Genomic DNA, 18141 nt, shown 5'->3' with positions numbered 1-18141 from the left:
CTCAAAACGCGATGAACCTAAGAGGCCTGTTCACCTATGGGGCGATTAAGCCGGCGCCAGTGCATCTCTAGCTCTGCCGCCGTCATAGGTTTAGCGAAAATATCCCCCTGCACCTTATCCGCCCCCATATCTTTAAGCAGATTAAACACGCTCATCTGCTCCACTCCTTCAACCGTTACCGAGAAATCTAAGCCTTTCGCCAATTCGATGGCGCTGCTAACGATATGCTGGGCTCGGGGGTCAGATTCCAGTCCCATAAGAAACGCTCTGTCTATCTTAACCTCATCCACAGGCAGATGTTTAAGGTAGGCCAAGGAGGAGTGCCCTGTACCAAAGTCATCGATGGCTACATTCACGCCTGCGCGTTTAAGGCGATTCAATACCGCTACGGTGCGCACCATGTCTGTCATCAACTGGCTCTCGGTGATCTCTATCGCTAACAGATTAGCGCTGAGGCCCTGCTGCTTAAGTCGTGAGATAATCCGCTCGCTAAGCTGCCTCTCACTAAGATCGTCAATCGCCAGATTGATAGCCACCTGCAACCTAATATTGCTCTCTTGCCAGCGCACCTGCTGCTGCAACACCTGATCGATCACCCACTGACTCAGCAGACTGATCATCCCGGCGCACTCGAGCAAGGGAATAAACTCCCCGGGAGAGAGTGTGCCCAGTACCGAACTCTCCCAACGGATCAAGGCTTCGGCATGGGTACAATTGCCCGTTGCCAGGTTATATTTGGGCTGATACACCAGATAGAGCTCGTTCTGCTCAAGCGCCTTAGGGAAGCAACTGACTATGGTCAACTGCCTGTGCTGGCTGCGATCATCGCCCTCTCGGTAAGCGGCGATATAATTGCTACTCTCCTTAGCTCGCACCAAGGCCAAATCCAGACGGCGCAGCATCTGACTGACATCGGCGTGGTGTAAAGATAAATCCAAATATCCAATTTGCAGTTGCAGATTAATAACAGTCCCTTTGATACCGATTGGCTGCTGCAGACTCTGCTGCAAAACGCTAAGTTCAGCCTCACTCATGGGAGTCTTAAAATAGATCAGAAACTCATCTTCATTCATTCTCGCCAAGATATCTTTATGGCCGATACGGCGCGCCAATCGCTCCGCCAGCGCCTGCAGCAGCTTATCTCCCAGGGAGAAGCCAAAGAGATCGTTTACATAACGAAAACGATGAATATCGATAAGCACAAACATACCGTGAGTCAGCGGCATCTTGCGAGTCAGCTCGGCCTTAAGACCGACCCGATTGAGCAGTCCGGTCAGCTTATCGCGCCCTTTTGGGGGAGGCAGTTGCTTGAGCAGATGCTGTAGCTGCACATACAAGGGAATGAAACGATAGGGAATGGAGACGAGGTTGAGGGGCTGGCGCACTTTATGTTGCTGACTCAGCTGAGTAACCAAGCGTTTAAGAAACTTAAGCTCAGTGCGCCTATGCCAGTAACAATAAATGATACCAGCGATGCCGATTGCTATCAGATATACAATTAACCAAATCAGCTCAGTCGCAGCCACGCTATCCCTAGTGCTTAAATGAAAGGAGAAACAACAAAAGCGGCTATGCCTGATGCATAGCTCGCTAGACTATTCATAACTTAACTTAATAGAATGATAATTATCGAGAAACTCATCCGATCCCAGATACTCCGGCGTCACAGGCAAACCACGTTTTACAAACACATCCAGACGCTCTTCCAGCTCATGGCCGGCACGTAGTTCGCCAGTGTAGAAGGCCGCAGAACGCACGAAATCCAGATAGGTGACATGATCAGGAAGATAAGGGAGATCGGCCCAGCGCTCGACCACTTCCATCACCTCGGGTGAGAAGTCCCAGCTCTTGAGTACGGCGCGCCCCAGTGGTCCCTGCATCTTTCTCACCAAGGCTCTGAGCTGCTCGATACTGGTAAACAAGTGTGGGTTTGCCTCAGCCTCGGTTAACACAGGCAAGGCGCCGATATTGTGAACCAAGCTAGCCAGGGTCAAGGTGTCATAGTTTAAACCACACTGCTTATGGGTCTTAGAATACTTAAGCAGTAAGGCACAGGCCGCAGAAGTCACCTCAATGGATGAACGCCACACCTCATCCATCACCTCCCACACCATCTCGTTGGTCGAGATGAAGAGCTGCTCCATGGCTACCGAGGTGGCAATTGCCTTGATCTGAGTCAGGCCGATACGGGTCACCGCTGCATTAATGTTTTCGGCCTTAATGCCACGGCTGTACATGGCACTGTTGGCCACCTTGATCATACGAGCCGAAATGGCAGCGTCTTGACCGATAATTTCGGCCACCTGCTTCGGGCTGGAGTCGGGGCGGGAGACCACCTCTTGAACGCGCATTGCTACCTCGGGCAAAGTGGGCAGAATTAGCGCATCCGCCTTTAACTTTTTGAGTAACCCAACCAGTAGTTGATGCTCGCTAGACATTCTAACTCCTTAAAAAACTATACCCTAAATGATGTTGCCACAGAGTATATCAGCACTCTTGCTAACCGCGATGGTAAAAATCACCCATCCAGTTAAGAATTTGTGTAATTTTAGCTAAGTTTCAGATTATAGGTTATTAATTGCCTTATTTTTATCAGAATATGAGGCCTTCAACCGCCTTTGCCACCTGTTGAACATAAAATAATCAATTTCTGATTTGCATAAGCCTTGCCCCATTGAGTAAAATGCCCGCCCCAAGTTTGTTCGATACCTGTTAATTGAGAGAAATGATGTTTAAACCTGAGCTGCTGTCTCCTGCCGGGACCCTTAAAAATATGCGTTATGCCTTCGCATATGGCGCCGATGCGGTCTACGCAGGCCAACCGAGATATAGCCTGCGTGTCAGAAACAATGATTTCAAGATGGAAAACCTCGCAACAGGTATCCAAGAGGCCCATAGCCTAGGCAAAAAACTCTATGTGGTGAGCAATATCGCCCCCCACAACACTAAGCTCAAAACCTATATCAAGGATATGGAGCCTGTGGTCGCCATGCAGCCCGATGCGCTGATCATGTCAGACCCGGGTCTTATCATGATGGTACGCGAAGCCTTTCCGGATCAGACCGTTCACCTGTCGGTACAGGCCAATGCCATCAACTGGGCCTCGGTCAAGTTTTGGCAGCAGCAAGGCATCAAACGTGTGATCCTCTCTCGCGAGCTGTCGCTCGATGAGATCGAAGAGATCCGCCAGCGCTGCCCCGATATTGAACTCGAAGTCTTCGTCCACGGCGCCCTGTGCATGGCCTACTCTGGACGCTGCCTGCTCTCTGGCTATATCAACAAGCGTGACCCTAACCAAGGCACCTGCACCAACGCCTGTCGCTGGAAATATGACGCCCACGAAGCAGTGCAAACCGAAACGGGTGACATAGTGGCGGTTAACCCTGAGGTGCAGATGCATAATCCAACTCTGGGCGAAGGTACGCCGAGTAGCGAAGTGGTCTTGCTGCAAGAAGCCGGACGTCCGGGCGAATATATGCCCGCCTTCGAAGATGAACACGGCACCTATATCATGAACTCTAAGGATCTGCGCGCCATCCAGCACGTCGAGCGTCTAACTAAGATGGGCATAGATTCACTGAAAATTGAAGGCCGCACCAAGTCCTTCTACTATGTGGCGCGTACCGCCCAGCTCTATCGCCAGGCAATCGAAGATGCCGCTGCCGGCCGTGAGTTTAATCCAGCGCTCATGTATCAGCTCGAAGGGCTAGCGCACCGTGGTTACACCGAAGGCTTCCTGCGTCGCCACGTACATGACGAGTACCAAAACTACGACTACGGCTACTCTATCAGCGACACCCAACAGTTTGTCGGCGAGTTTACCGGCAAGCGCAACGCTAAAGGAATGGCGGAGATCGATGTGAAGAACAAGTTCTCCGTGGGCGACAGCGTCGAGTTGATGACGCAACAGGGCAACATGAATCTGACCATAGAACAGCTGGAAAACCGCAAAGGCGAGAGCGTCGAGGCAGGACTAGGTTCGGGTCACTTCGTCTACCTACCGGTTCCCGCCGAAGTCGAGGTTGAGCGCGCCATCTTGATGCGTAACCTCACCGATGGCCAGAGCACTCGCCAGCCCCATCCGTAAAACAACAGCAACAGCCCGAACCTTTCGGGCTGTTTTTTTATGAGCCTCTCCCCCCAAGCTTAACCCAACGGCCTTTGGACTCAAGCAGTCCCTTGGGGGACCCTGGCATTTTTCCTATACTGTTAGTAGAGACGAAGCTGGTGATTAGGCTTACTCTGTGCCTGTGCTATAATGGCCGGCCGACAGGCGGTCTGCCAAGACGCTTACCTGACGGGGTCATGACCCAAGGCACTAATAGAGATTTTTTAGAAGGCAAGACAAATAGATGGCATTACTGATCGACGACAGCTGTATTAACTGCGACATGTGTGAGACAAATTATATTTTACTTTAATAACAATGCCTTATTTGAAAAAAACAATTTGTGTTACTTTTTGTGTTACAGCCAAAAATTTTATTTATTCACTCAGTAACACAAATCATTTTGACTAGTTTTGTCTAAGCCCGTCTAGTTTCTTCCACCCAAATCGCTTCCTCTTGCGAATCACTACTGAATTCATAACCGCTTCTTTTTGTTATAAATTCTTAACTCGACCAACATTGCTCACCGAACCCCATTATGGTCATGCTTTAACAACGCTCGTACTGCAGCGCATTACCCATTGACCATTTGAAAACTCATACAATTCGCTCGGCTCTCCCCTAGTTAATCATGCGGCCACTTGGGTCGCTATATCCATAACTAGGAGTACCAATGAAAAACAACACTATCGCTCTTCAGCTCATCAAGCTAAGAGCCATCATTAAACAACTTTATAAGGCGATAAACATAGAGCTTGAAAACGTTAGCGATATTCAACTCGGACTAATTACTGAACAGGAATTTCTGCTCTACTCGGTTGAATCATACCTTGGCAAAAATGGCTTGAAAGAAATTGAATGCGAACTTGTTTTGGAGTTCTTGTATCAATGCTTAATTAATATGCCACTAACGAACCTAGCTACTGAAGAGGACACACCTTTCATTAACTAGGAGGAGCTATGAGCACCAACAAGTCACTATTCATTAGAGAGTATCAAAGGAAATCGAAAAGTCCCTGGGATGACCACTGCACAGTTCTTTTGCTAGCTGAACAGCAAGGGGATGTTCAGGGAACAATTGAACTTAATTTTGGACAGTACATCTATCAGCATAGGGATTCAGCTGGCAGGATTTTGGGGATCAGCGTAAGCAAATCAATCTTAGAGGACTTTCCTGAGTTCACTAGTCAATATCTTGAGGGCATTGATATGTACATCATCCTCCTCTTGCTAAAGGAAGAGATCAGAACTTTCTGTAACCTGTTCAAACAAGAGTTTTTGGAAGTATTCGGCCTCTATCCTCATGAGTACTTTGACCAAGCGGAGCAACACTGGGCAGACAGGTTAAATGATGACTTGTAACACCTACTAGCGAGCTAATTGGCTCGCTTTTTTTTTATAAACTAATCTAAGAATTACCGAAGTTAGCTCTATTAAATAGACATCCTATAGAATCTGGGCTGTTTTCCCTGCTAACGCAATGACTCGATTAAAGGATTTTATTATTCACACTTCGGCACCGTCAATTTAACGTCCACCTACATACAATAATATCGTGTCTAGGCGCATTTCCAAACCATTTTAATGATAGATGATTGAAACATTGTATTTAGATACAGTTATGGACATAAGATTTCATAAGTGGACACAACATTAACAAAGGCTGTCAAAACGCATAATCTATCGCAACGAAGTGGCCAAAAAAAACTAGAATAAGCTTTGCATTTGACAAGGTGGTACAAATCAATTTAAATTTAAAAGCAATACCGCAAAAAGGAATTGCATTTATTTTCATTTAACCCTTTCAAATAGTGTTTTTACTTCACTAAACCAAGACAAATACAAGATAACCGATGATGAATAGCCAATAAAGTATCCAAAAAAAGCATCCAAAGAACTTGTCACCACTGGCTCTTCAAAAATAGAAACCACTATCCAATATACAAATATAAAAGTAAAACAACATCTCGCCAACCTGTTGAAATACAACATAAAGAATGCACTCACCATTGACGTGACAGATAAAAAAACATTAAGTAAAAATACAAAGTCAGGGTTTACAATTAGTTCGTACGGCTCTAAATGTTGAAACCTTACAGATAAAGGATCCATATTTCTGAACAACAAGACAAAATACCACAAGTAAAAACATACATATATAAATATCAATATGTTAAAATGTTTAACCTCCCTTACACCAAGAGTATCTTTTCTTTCTGTCATGTTATCTTTACCGGAGCCTTTCAATATTGACATTACTATATCCCTAAGCAATTTGTAAGAAATAATCAAAACCATAATCGTAGAGACCATCGCAATACTTATATCATTAACAGAACCAAAAACAACAGGAGAGCCGATATAACCAATATCAACTGAACTTGATTTTAAAGTTGCTAGCAATAAGGTTAAAAAAATACAAAGCAAGAATGTATATGCTATATTTTCAGCAATTCTCTGCCTTTTATTAAATTTTTTCATATCAGTAGTTTCGCTTACTTAAGCTTACATTTGATGGTGGAGTTCCGTAAAAAAAGACTCCCATAGGATTAGTGACAGTGCATTGACACCCTGAGTTTACTATCGAATAGCCAGAAGGTAGTGCCTGTGGTCCATCAGCCTTATACATACCGTCCCCATCAGGATCCTTGGCCGAGCATTCCCCCTTAACTCCTGTAGGACACTCACACTGAATTTCAGTTCTATCAGCCAAGAATCTTTGATAACCATCAACCATACTGAATATGTTAATCCACGTGTTTAATCTGGAGTTATATGTGTTAGCTACGTGTTCATTATATTGACTCATCCCCACAGTTTCTATTTTTGTCGGGGTTTGAAATTGTCCGGGCCTAAGTCTGATGCGAGGTTTGCCACTACTCGGCCTAAGAGCATTAAAACCATTAATATCAATAAATTGAACTGGGTCACTCAGTACATAACCATAGAGATTACTATCCCCCCCCGCAAACCGTATCGGGTCCTTATTCGTCCAGCGCCCTGTGAAGGCATCATAGTCTCTGGCACCAAAACGAGTTAATCCTGTTGACGAATCATATAATCCGCCAGCAAAACCAAAGGGCTGGAAGCCGGGATTCGTGTCTAACGATACAATACCAAACTCGTCATAATCTATACGCTGAGCAATTACGCCTGTTTGCGCGTTAACGACTAATCTGGGTGATCCAAGGTGGTCGCTGATAATCTTGTAAGTTACACCTGCTTTGATCATATATTCAGGTACATTAACCCTAACGCCATAAACAAAACGTGAAACCACATTGTTATTGGCATCAAGCTCTGCAACAGGGTTTAGCTGATCACCATACAAGAAGCCTTGCTGCAAGCTGCCATCGACCTTTTTACCTATGCGCCTATCACTACCATCGATGATATACTCAATCACAGTGGTATCAGGCAGGGTCACCTTGAGCAAGTTGCCCAAGACATCATATTGATAAAGTGTTACCTCTTCATCCACTCCAGTGCCGCAGCGCTTTTGTTTAAGTTCACCGTTATCGGTGTATTGATAACTGCAATCATTGTAGGTTAACAGCCTGTCTTGATTGTCATAGGTCCCATATAACAGGGTGGTACCAGCCCCATCAACCACCTGCTTAGCTAAGCGATTGCCATTATCATCGTAGCTATACGTGACGGTTGCATCGACTTTGGTGACCGTTGTCAGTCTGCCACTTTGATCGTAATCATAAGCTTCATTATGACTAACACCATCGATAGTCAGGTTTCGTTGAGCAATACGGCCTAGCTTGTCTCGGGTATAGCCAGCAACAAGCAGATCTGATGAGTTGTATTTAACGGTTTCACTATCGAGCTCCCCAAAGTTGTTATGACTCAGCGTAGTATTGATATTAAAGAGTGAGCTGGCATTCACCAAGCCCGCTTTTTGTGACTCTCTGGTATAGGTTAAGTCCCCCACTTGAGTCAATAAACTATCAACATCAAACAAAATATCGACACAGCTAGCGCCATTAACGCACTGCTGATTGACAACAAAGCCCTCGCTGAAACTTTGACTAACCGCACCATTGACGACACCTGACCAAGTTTGTGATAACAGCAAGCCCCCATCATAAACAAAATCAATGCTGCCACTATCAGGAGCGGTCACATTAGTAAGATAGCCATGAGTATCATAGCCATAACTATAGCGTCCACGTGGAATATCTAAGCTAATAAACTCAGTGCTTGCTGTGGTGTAATTAAACAGTAACTGTTGATTATCGGGACGGGTAATACTGGTTAACTTGCGATCACGGTCGTAATCATAGCGTGTTTGTGGCGTAGCCACTCCCGTTACACTTGGTGGTGTATAGTCGGTTTCTTTATCAACACTATTGTAATTAAACAGATGTACAGGGCGCCCTGGTGGGGTCAGTGATGCTAGGTTACCATTACTATCGTAGCTCTGTTCTAGCACTCTACCATCTGGGTAAATGGTCTTATTTAAACGTCCTAACACATCATATTCAAACGCAGTAACATGTCCCAAAGCGTCGGTCATTGACGTTAATGCACCTTTGCTGGCCTGGTCGTCGTAAGAGAAGGTGCTAATGCGATCTCCAACCGTGATACTCTTGACTCGGCCTCGACTATCATAATGGTAAAGCACCTCTTGTAAGCCACTTACCTGTTCCTTTATTGGAAGTTGCGTCAATGGATCATACTGATAGCTGGCGGTACGTTTGGCAGCAGAAGTCATTTGCATCATACCTGTAAGGGAATCATTAACTATCGTTGCCAAGTGGCCATCTTGAGTCACGGTCAACGTGGTCTTTGTCGTATCAGTGCCATTTTCGGCATAAGCCTTATCAATTTGCGTCACGCGCTTAAGGCCACTGGGCAAATTGGTTGTAATAAGCTGAGGGATCTCCTGCCCAGTTTTGGGGTCGATGACTTTATCAATAATGGTATTAATAGATGCAGCACTAATCGTCTCTTTCAGGTCATCCGCTTGAGTTGTCAACACGTGTATAGTGCTATCTGGCTCAGTTGTGCTTCTCTGTTTATCACCATTGGGTAGCAGGGATATAAGCGACTGCCAGTAATTACTCTCAGCCGTGGAATAACCATAGGTAAGATCTTTGGTACTGGGATCTTTATTACTGAAGAAATCCCACACTCCGCCCTCGGGATCGCGACTCTGATAGATGCGTCCTGTACTATCGAAACTACGCGTAAACAGATTCCCTCTTAGATCTAACTCTTCTATCATCAAGCTGTCTTGGTAGACAAAGGAATAACGAGCACCATCGGCATATTCAGCTTCTTTTAAGTCATTAAACTGATCGACTGTTAACTTAGTTATGTAACCATCAGGTGAGACTATCTCTGTCGCGAGGCCATTAGTATCACGAGTAATGGTGATAGTGTTTTCGAACCTATCTTTAATCTCAATAAGCCTATCTTCACTATCATAATGAAAGGTTGTAAGGGTGATCCCACTGGTCATATCGATAGTTCGAATATGACGTCCTTTATGATCGAATACATAGGGACTGCGGCTGCGGGTCAGATCGTCCCTCACACACCGAGCATAGTAGTTTTCTTCGGTTTTACTATACCCTTGATACGCGTAACTAAGACTTTCTACAGCCCAAGCTTGTTCCTCTAGATTAGTTATATTTGGCGTAGATGCCCAGTAAGGCTTTCTGAAACTAACACCCGGTGACCATAACTCTCCAGGAGGTACATCAAGTTCAGTCTGATTTACGAAGATAGAATTTGGCAATGTATAGAGTAACTCATTGATATTAGGTAGACGCCAATCACTAAAACCTGCATGAATTAAATTTTCACAATAGTCTATACTCTCCATCCAGCTATAAGTTGCTGTACTGTTAGTAATATCATCCTGCCACATCAAGCCATTCTGCTTATCTATGACCACTTCATCTGTATTGTTCCTCTGTAAACCTGAGACATATTTATCATCAAGTAATTCACCAGAAACACAATTCACCGGAATCAGCTTATTAGTAGGATTTGCAGTAGAATCCGTCCAAAACTGTCTAGCCTCGAGAGTAAAAATAGGATAATTCTGTTGTTCACCAGACTTATCGATTATATAACCAACCTCTTTCCATGTTGGTAGCCGCCATATTTGTCCATCACTACCAAGAGTTAGACTTGAACAATAAGCAATAGCATCGCTCTTATCAATATACTTTGCATGCTGTTCGGTTACATATTGCCACTGTAAACCAGTAACATTATCGATAAGAATTCCTTTCTCATCGATTCTGTAGTCAATATCGAGTCCACCTTTTTGGTAATAGCCATCATCACCCATATAGTGACTTTGAGTAATATTGGTTCTTATAACATTCGTGCCAGCCTCTACCTCAATTACATCCCCATCCCCCTTATAAACCATATTAAAAGGGCTGGTCATATGGTGATTTGACAGTGACCACCCATTAGCAATCTGACTCTCAGGAGCATTGAGTACAGTTACAACATTGTTACTCCAACGAATAATATCCTCACGCCCAACAACAGATGTTGTAACTTCTCCCCACTGCGCCCATGCAATAGGAAAACTTGATAATGGTTGTTCAGAAGTCGCTGCATTTCCAGCGCTATAATACTCAGACTGGTACTTATAGCCGATACTTATTCGTCCGCGCACGAATCCGTGTATCAACTCTCCCGAGGGGTCTTTTCCATCCCATACGAATTCAACATCTTGCAGTAAAGAAGGAGCAAAGGATTGTTCAAATCGATTTCCGCCGATCTCCAATACTGCAATCATTTCGATAACGCCATCTGGTAAATCCGTTCCACTGACGTTTGCGCTAATTTTATGGTGATAGCCATGGGTTCTCTGACTGGAATAATGAAGTGTTAATCCAGTCCCAGTAATGGCGATATCTTCATGTAAAACAAGTGATTTAGGCTTTATGTAAGAACTTACCGCTACACATTGATCCTCATCTTCATTCTCTTCATTAGCATCAGCACCTATATCTGAAGGGCCTCTACCATCGGCATTTGCCGACCAGTTAAGATCATGGGGCGAGAAATGAGTAATACTGCCCCGCCAATAGGTTTGCCCGGCAGGATAAGTACCTAGACCAACAACCTCATCTACAGTTTGCCCATCGCCATCGATATCATCGGCAACATCGTCACCAGTGTAATCTAGTCCTTCAATAATACCATCTTGATTGGCATCGAGTAGCTTCACTACTACACCATTATCTTCAGCTTTCCACTGACCATCGACTCTGTCGTAATACCCCATAGGAACGATTTCACCTACGGCGAAGTTAAGAAAATTATCGACATAGATTTGGACTGGCTTATCAAAAGTTACATACTCTTCATCACCGACACCTGGTATCCCTAATTCTGAGCAATAAGTAAAAGCAGTTTCTTGTGGCAACTCACCAGGCATTGAACTAGGAGTTTCATATTCGGTTGCTCTAACAAAAAAATCGGTTAACTGGCGAGTCGAACCATCTGTTGCTGTTACTGTCGCGGAGTTGATGCCAGTGAACACCAAGGTTGTAGAGCGTTCGCCAAACTCGTCGGAAATAACGCTTGATTGATGAATTTGTGGTGTACCTAGCGAGAGGTCAATGAACGTCTTCAATGTATCCACAGACAAGAGAGTCACATCTTCCAGTGATGCCCAAGTATTACTCGCGCTTATTATTGAACGATGAACGGTAAGGTGCCCGTCCTTGGCATAAACTAACTTTCGTGATCCAGCTTCACCGGCGAGAATAAAGCGTCCATTCATATCGGTTAAAACGCTACCAAACTCAGGCTGGTCGTGAAATGAGATGTTGACTCCTGACAATGGGTTGCCATCCCTATCAACAACTAAACCAACGAATAGACTAAACGCCTTAGGATCGTAGCTGTCAATACTGCCATTCGTTGGCAAATATTGCAGATAGTCTTCAGCAAATGTACCGGTTAAATTGCTAACGTCTGTTTCGTCTCGCACCCAAACTGAAACATTGTTAGAGCTTACGCCATTAAATTTAGCTGACAAGGAGTCGAACCCTGTCGTTAAGGCTGTAGCGACCCCAGCTTGAACACTTATCACTGAATTCTTGCCTGGGACAAAGTTGGCGTAAGGCGTTAGATCAAATGATGAACCATCATCATAAAAACCAGTAAGTTGTAGATCAACTGTGTCACCGGGGTTAAGAGCTATATTTCCTGGTGTGAGCGACAATGCTTTTAGTCCATCTGAAGGGGCATTTATCGCGTCAACTTCTAAAGTGGCATTCTCATAACATTGATGAGCATTGCTTAAATCAACCGAAACTGTACTACTATGCTCCCAGTTACTAGATGGATCGAAGTGATTTAGTACAACAATAGTTCCCTCAATTGTTGGTGGATTAACACCTGGTTCATAACTGCCGGTCGCAATACCAAACCCTATCAAGCCCTCTTGTAAGTCACTTACACCACTATTTTCTTTCAATCCAGTTCTTAGAATAAAACTTCTATGCCCCCAAGAAGCCCCCTGATATGGAGATTTATCGGCATAAGTCCATAGATATATGGCCCAGACAATAGATTCCCCCTCAGAGAACTTTGGCCCAGAATAAATATTCTCCAAAAATAAACCGTCATGACTATTTAATATATTTAGATCTTCCATCAAGCGTTCACTGGGGCTTGCATTATCACTACTTCGATAATGAGTAATTATTTCATTATTACTTAATAAATAATCTGCATAATTAGAGGCCACCGCAACAACTTCACTACTAACCCCCTCATAGGGTTTTATTCCTCTAGCTTGTCTCTCACTATTAATAAGAAATAGACCTTTTTGTTGTGATGACCATGAGTCCCACACCGATTGGGATGGCATTTTTAAGAACTTATTAATGGTTTTATCTATTGACCGTGCATAATTAAATGCCTTTTCTATTTCAACAACATCGGTAGCAGTTACTCCTGACCATTCGATATCATCCAATGGATACTCATCCACATAATTGGAATCGTCGGTAACAACGATACCTGCACACTGTTGCAACTCTATTTGCGGATATACGGTTACGAAGACGGTATCAGTAGAAGAGTTATTACTCGCGTCGGTGATTGTTAACTCAAGAGTATAAGTTCCTTCAGAAAAATCTGCTTTAGAAAAACTAGGAGAATCACTAATTGGTAAGCCAGCTAGCGTCCACTCAAAAGTGCTGATCTGATGGTTATCAGAACTCATCGAACCATCAAAGAAGATACTAGTCCCCACTCGAACGAATTTATCGCTCCCTGCATTAGCTACAGGAGGAATTATATCCTGAGGCAAAACAGTAATAGTCACTGTATCCGATGCACTATTACCACCGTAATCCTCAACCCAAAGCGTATAGTTATAAACCCCTTCTGTTAAACCAGTAGGTGAATAACTACTTTCATTACTCACAGTCATTGAGTTTAGCTCCCAACGGTATGAGGCTATGGCATGGTTATCGGTGCTTGCAGAGCCATCTAGAGTAAACTGTACACCTTCGGGTATAGATAGATCTGCACCAGCGATAGCTGTGGGAGCAATAAAGTCTTTATCTACAACTGTAATTATGATGGTATCTTTATCCACACTACCATTTAAATCGGTAACTCTAAGTTCAAGATATCTAACACCTGTAGTAGAATAACTATTAGAATATATTGAACCATCTCCAAGCCAATTATTATTACCTGTATACCAATTATATTCAATGATCCCATTATCATCATAACTCCCTGACCCATCCAGTATAAATATTTCTCCTACAAATACAGTTATATCACTACCTGCAACTGCAACTGGAGGTAAATCATTTGGATCATTAAGAATGACAACATCAAATGTTTGCCGACTCCAAACTCCGAAATTATCCGTTACGTTCAAAAAAACCTTATAACCACCTGGACTTAAATTATTTACGGAAAATGCAGGCTCTGTGCTAAGAATATTGGTTGGGCCGTTACCAGATTGGTAGATACGTTGAACACTCCATTCATAGCTGATAATCTCTCCGTTTTCATGCGAGCTATTTGTTGCATCAAAATCCACAGGATATCCAACAATCTGTTGTTTAGTCACTTCGGCTGAAATTATAGGAGCTGTAGCTTCCCTTACACACTTTGCTGTATATTGTTCTAAAGAATCAGCAACGCCTAAGGTATAATTTCCAAAGTCAATTTCGCTGGAAGTAGCCGTACCATAATAGGTAAACTTAAGAGGTGTTGAAGCATTACTCGAAGAAGTCCAATAAGTTCTTGATGGCGTATAAGATCCAAATGACTCGGCTTTAATTATTTCATTAGCATTTGGTAACCTCCAATTATTAGCACCACCCTCTGATAAAGAACTACAAAAATCTAGAGACTCATCCCATCCCCCCTGATTTATTTCAGAGCTAAAGGCAAGATTAGATCCACTCTTAAAACCTGCTCCACCGCTAGTGTAAGGCTTAGCAATTATTTGTTGTTCACCACTAACACAACGAACATTTGACTTTGTAATATCGCTTCTAGAACTGTCAGTAGTATAAATAATGTTTCCAGAACCAAAGTTTACTTGAGGAGCTTTTGTTATTGAAATTATCCCTCCAAAAACCAAATCAACTAAGAATGGCTGACTTACTTCTGAGGTCCAATATAAATCGTCGTTAATGTATTTGAACGCGGTATGAATCTTCACGTCAGAGTAGATCGATGCTCGGTCTACCAGATAAAACAGCTCCGAACTAGTAGGCAACCTCCAATCTGTAATACCAGCGTGGTTCAAATTCTCACAATATTGATTAGCCTGGACCCAACTATATAATAAATCTCTCGAATCAGCACTGTCTTGCCATCGCAACCCACTAACAGAGTCAGTAACGATTTCGTCAACATTATCTCGAGAGAATTGTTTGGTGTACCCAACTCTGGTATAAGCATCATCGTAATCTTGAACTATTTCATCGGCCCCTGTACTTGGAATTAATGAAATACCTATTTTTTTGAAATTTAATTGAGCGGCAGAGCAGCCATTATTATCAATACTCTCAGTAACATGTGTCTCTGAACACAGATCTATACTATCTAAAACCCCATCGAAATCTTTATCAGCATAGACAACATCGATACTAAAGTTCTTTACCCTATTATTACCCGATGCATCTGTTGCAATGATTTCAACATAGTTAACTCCAATTTCGCTACTATCTGGCGTCCAAGAGATTACGCCTTGTGCATCTATCGTCATTCCACTCGGTGCTGACGGCCCGAGCACAAAACTGATAGCATCAAAGTCATTCTCATCTAAACTAATACGGTACTGGTATAGGTTTCCTACAGATGCATTGGGAATAATACGAATAGTTAGAATGGCATCACGCGACAACTCCTTATAATCACTAGAAAAGTATGTAAATTCAAACTCACCACTTGTATTTGACGTCGGTGTGAATATTATACTATTTTCTTCATTAACAAATTCTCCCATACGAGTCGGGAAATTGTTAATAAAAAATTCGTAACTATCACCTTCTTGGTCAAGAATATTTAAAGGTATAATGGTTGATTTGTTTTCTGCTACTTCTACTATTATATTATTAACTAAAGGCGCAGTATTACTACATTCAACATCCTCTATATATTCAAAGCTGATATACCCCTGTCCTTTGTCTGAATACTCAATGATATTAAATCGAGCGTAGCCTTCAATTAGATACGCTTCTCTTTCAACTATTCCGGATAAAAAAATATCGCTATATGGTTTTACTTCTGTCCATAATGGCAATATAACCGTCTTGCCTAACAATTGAAGAGTTGGATAATCGTTACTGGCAAGATTATAACCAAGCGATCTGACCCAATCATGATAATCCAAATAAGTATCATTAACATCGTAAGGATTTTCGTACAAATAACTCTGCTCTAAAGTATATAATGCATAAGCATCAGAGTTATACTTTGACCATCGTAAAATATCATAGTTAGGTGCATTCCCGTCGCTTCCATCACCATGACCTCTTGTTAAACGACTTAACACCGAGCCTTGTGACATTGAAGCTACAGAAGACTTTGGAAGGGTCAAAGGAAAAAGTTTACAATCAAACTCATGGTTCTTAGGAATAACATGAATTTTAACGTTAGCTTTATTTTCTTTAGCTCTCCTCTGCTCTTCCGCAGTACTCTCTAAATAAGGATAGCCCCAGTACTTAAAATAATCTTGACCAACATAGCCTTCATCAGCATGATATCTTACATAAAGTTCTTTAAAAGCCCCAACATTTCCGACAGCACTCGGATAATTCCAGTGAAGCATACTTATATTATCTGGGTTAAAAATATCTAATGACATGTAGAAGTTTGTATACTCAGGAATTACCCTCTCTAGATCATAGGCATATGGATAGTCACCTTCATTTTCAGCTTTTACAGCAATGTAAACTTTCGCAGCATCAGACTTTTTTACTCCATCGTCAGCAATATATAAAAAGCTGTCTAGACCGAAATATTGAGAATTTGGAGTATAAGTATAAACACCTGATTCGTATTGAAGCTTTCCATATTTAGGTGGGGTAACAATTTGTATTTCTACCGGTTCATTTTCAGGATCATGACCAACCAAAACAATATCAACAGGTTGCGACATTGAAGTAAACAACTTAAACCCCGTTACATAGGGAGGAAGGTTTTTTGTTTCTGGTAATGTTACATCGATTGTCACAGTCGCAATATTTGAACTAGCCAGTCCATCATTCACAATGTAGTTAAATCTATCTATTCCAGAAAAACCTTCATTAGGAGAATAGGTCACATGCTGTCCTTGAACCTCAATATTACCATTCAGAGGGTGGGCAGTGACAGAATACGTTAGCAGGTCATCATCTTTATCTGATGCAATTAGGGTCAACAGAAGTTCTGCATCTTGTGGGGTAGTTAAGTTAATATTATTTGCGATGGGAGAATTATTGTCACAATAAGCTTTTCCTTTATATAAGAAAGATATACTAGGAGTTTTACCTTTCAATTTATATGAAGTAATATTAATGATTCCAAACTGTTCAACTTTAAACTTTTCAGTTCCAGAATTTGAATCTACTTGACCCCATAGCGGAATGATTAAATCATTGCCAAGCTGTGAATCTAATGCATCGGTCACCCCCCCAGAAATTGGGAAAGAAGATAGCCCTGAAATCCAATCGCCTATTCCAAGTACTGAGTCTGTTGCATCATTAGGATTAACGTAACTGCTATCGTTACCTGGAGGAGTTAGGCTAATGGCAGCAGCTGAACCACTTGTATCTCCACTCCAAGTTACCCAAGAATGATTATCTGTAGCATTGCCGAATGCAATGGCATCAAAGGATGTCCCGCTTGCAGCCCCGTAAACCAATGAATGAGGCACCGTTATTGGGTATACCTCACAAGTTTGGGTATCATTAACTGCAAAAGAATAGATTGGAGTTAAAAGAACAAGTAACACAACCGTCCGTAAATAATGCATATCAGTCATCCCTGAAATATGGTATTCCACCATTCCGTTATCAATATGTTTACATGATGGACAAAAAACAATCAACTATCTTCACATAATTAATCTCGATAAACGCATCACAACTGTAAAGAATGTGGTTCAGAAGAAAGCATGAACTGTTGATGAAAAAGTCATGAGCAAATCATAACGATTCAAACCGTCCAAACTTAGATGAAATCTTTCCATATCAGAGTTGGAGCAGTTCTGCTACCCAGATATAGGTATCCGAAAAGTGAATTGCAGAGTCGGCAATATAATTTATTTTCAATCAATAAAAGCTCATAAAAAAGCAGTTTTAATTCAATCTAGTACATTAAATAATCAGTAACTTCTCCCTAGTCGACACTACTTATTAATACAAGGGAGCGCGCGCCCTTGTAGATGATTCCTGAACCAAGGAGGTGGCTATGTAGTGGCATAGTGAATTTGGCCACCTGAATAGACGAAGTGATAGACTCACTTCCAGAAAAAAGGTGGTAGAAATGAAGAACACAAGACCGACATTCAGTGCAGAGTT

General features: G+C 42.5%; 7 protein-coding genes. 3 read left to right on the top strand and 4 right to left on the bottom strand.

Going from position 1 to position 18141, the window contains the following annotated elements; genetic code table 11:
- Window positions 1-17 precede the first annotated feature (17 nt).
- The gene (locus tag L2712_RS09725) at window positions 18-1526 is read right to left on the bottom strand and encodes a putative bifunctional diguanylate cyclase/phosphodiesterase (protein WP_248977681.1); all 1509 of its coding nucleotides are present in this window, start codon (window positions 1524-1526) and stop codon (window positions 18-20) included.
- A gap of 69 nt (window positions 1527-1595) precedes the next feature.
- Window positions 1596-2438 (bottom strand): HDOD domain-containing protein, encoded by an 843-nt coding sequence (locus L2712_RS09720; protein ID WP_033537449.1) that lies wholly within the window; start codon window positions 2436-2438, stop codon window positions 1596-1598.
- Window positions 2439-2728: 290 nt separating this feature from the next.
- On the opposite strand from L2712_RS09720, the gene trhP reads away from it, so the two are divergent.
- The 3 genes from trhP to L2712_RS09705 all read left to right on the top strand — a co-directional run bounded on the left by trhP (window position 2729) and on the right by L2712_RS09705 (window position 5470).
- Window positions 2729-4087 carry a prephenate-dependent tRNA uridine(34) hydroxylase TrhP gene (gene trhP, locus L2712_RS09715; protein ID WP_248977842.1) on the top strand — a complete coding sequence of 453 codons (1359 nt, stop codon included), beginning with the start codon at window positions 2729-2731 and terminating at the stop codon, window positions 4085-4087.
- Window positions 4088-4781: 694 nt separating this feature from the next.
- Complete coding sequence (locus L2712_RS09710; RefSeq protein ID WP_248977680.1) at window positions 4782-5060, top strand: hypothetical protein; 279 nt, start codon at window positions 4782-4784, stop codon at window positions 5058-5060.
- A gap of 8 nt (window positions 5061-5068) precedes the next feature.
- Window positions 5069-5470 carry a hypothetical protein gene (locus L2712_RS09705; RefSeq protein WP_248977679.1) on the top strand — a complete coding sequence of 134 codons (402 nt, stop codon included), beginning with the start codon at window positions 5069-5071 and terminating at the stop codon, window positions 5468-5470.
- A 429-nt stretch (window positions 5471-5899) separates the two neighbouring features.
- Here the strand turns inward: L2712_RS09705 and L2712_RS09700 are convergent, their stop codons facing one another.
- Entirely contained in the window at window positions 5900-6589 is a 690-nt protein-coding gene (locus tag L2712_RS09700) for a hypothetical protein (protein WP_248977678.1), read from the bottom strand.
- Window position 6590: 1 nt separating this feature from the next.
- On the bottom strand, window positions 6591-17627 hold the full coding sequence (locus tag L2712_RS09695) for an Lcl domain-containing protein (protein WP_248977677.1): 11037 nt from the start codon (window positions 17625-17627) through the stop codon (window positions 6591-6593).
- Between the last annotated feature and the right edge of the window lie 514 nt (window positions 17628-18141).

It is taken from the genome of Shewanella marisflavi, from assembly GCF_023283925.1.
GTDB lineage: Bacteria > Pseudomonadota > Gammaproteobacteria > Enterobacterales > Shewanellaceae > Shewanella > Shewanella marisflavi.
The sequence above is the reverse complement of the archived record's forward strand: the minus strand, read 5'-3'. Positions and strand labels throughout refer to the sequence as shown.